Below are 1,297 nucleotides of genomic sequence, written 5' to 3'. Positions count from 1 at the left end.
ATGTGGTGGTCATCCACCACCAGCACCGTGAAGTCGCCGGATTGGTCCACACCCGCCCCAAAAAATTGAGAAACGTTTCCAATTGTGCGCAGATTCGGCACGCTGGCAAGTGACCAAAGTCACAGCGCGGTGGCTGCGCCGGCGATCGGGGCTGGATCAAGCTGGATCCCAGACTATTCATTGAAACCCGTTCACCCTGAGGTATCGAAGGGCATGGCCCCACTTCGATGCGCCTTGCGTATCCCGTCCTGACCTTGCTCAAAGGTCAGCCCGTACGGATGGGTGCTAAACCCGCGCCGCCTGCGCGCCCAGCTTCAGCCCCAGCGCCTTGATCACCTTCATCACGGTGGCGAACTCGGCGTTGCCTTCGGGCGACAGCGCCTTGTACAGCCCCTCACGCGCGAGGCCGGTGTCGCGCGCCAGCTGGGTCATGCCGCGTGCGCGGGCGATATCGCCCAGCGCTGCGCGAACCAGGCTGCCGTCGCCGGGGTCGTCTTCAACGCAGGCCTGGAAGTACAGCGTGATGTCTTCCTCCGTCGTGAGGTCATCGACCGGATCCCATCTGGAGAATTTCTCTATCGCTTTTTTGTCAGTCATGACCTTAGTCTTTCCATGCTTGTGCCATCGCAATGGCGCGCGCAATGTCGGCATCTTGCGTGCGCTTGTCGCCACCGACCAGCAACACAATCACCCACGGGCCGCGTCGCGTGCAATACACCCTGTACCCCGGCCCATGATCCACGCGCAGCTCTGCCACTATGCAGCTCTGAAATGCCATCACGCAGCGCTTTGAAATCCCCCGGATTGCCATCGGCCAGCCGGTCGATCCGCACCTGAACGCGAAGCCGGGCCATCCGGTCTTTCAGCCCCAGCAGCCAACGCTCGAAGCTCTCGCTTTTGATGATTTCAAGCATTTTTATTGCAATCCATGGTTCACAACTTTGCTAACCGTCAGCGCCGCTACGCCACCCCCGCCCGCGCCAGGTTCAGCGCCAGCAGCCGCTTCAAAATCTCTTCATCCGGCATGTCAGGCGTGTAGTCGGCCCAGCCATAGGCGGCGGCCACGGCTTCGTCGAGTGTCTGGTGCGCCGCATGCAGCCAGGCCGGGCGCTGGTTGTAGAGCCGGGTCAGCGTGCGTTCGGCCAGGTCTTTTTCATGGCCGGCTTTGGCCACGATGCGGTCGGGGTACGGCGACGTTTGCAGGCCCAGCGGAATCACCTCGGGCACGCGCTCGGTCCACGCCGGCGGGTTGAGCCAGGCTTCGCGCAGCGCGTTCAGGCGATGGGCGGCGCGGGCG

At 62.8% G+C, this 1,297-nt stretch carries 2 protein-coding genes and 1 pseudogene; all 3 read right to left on the bottom strand.

Features of this window, described 5'->3' with window-relative positions; genetic code table 11:
• Positions 1–285: 285 nt before the first annotated feature.
• On the bottom strand, positions 286–597 hold the full coding sequence (locus B7X65_RS23835) for an addiction module antidote protein (protein WP_293596709.1): 312 nt from the start codon (positions 595–597) through the stop codon (positions 286–288).
• A 4-nt stretch (positions 598–601) separates the two neighbouring features.
• Positions 602–778, bottom strand: coding sequence for a type II toxin-antitoxin system RelE/ParE family toxin (locus B7X65_RS23955; protein WP_366928957.1), 177 nt, complete (start codon positions 776–778; stop codon positions 602–604).
• Positions 779–960: 182 nt separating this feature from the next.
• Positions 961–1,297, bottom strand: a pseudogene (locus B7X65_RS23825) (adenine methyltransferase); the annotation flags it as partial.

Origin of the sequence: Polaromonas sp. 39-63-25, assembly GCF_002278925.1 — a bacterium.
GTDB lineage: Bacteria > Pseudomonadota > Gammaproteobacteria > Burkholderiales > Burkholderiaceae_C > Polaromonas.
This window is presented reverse-complemented; position numbering and strand designations above follow the sequence as displayed.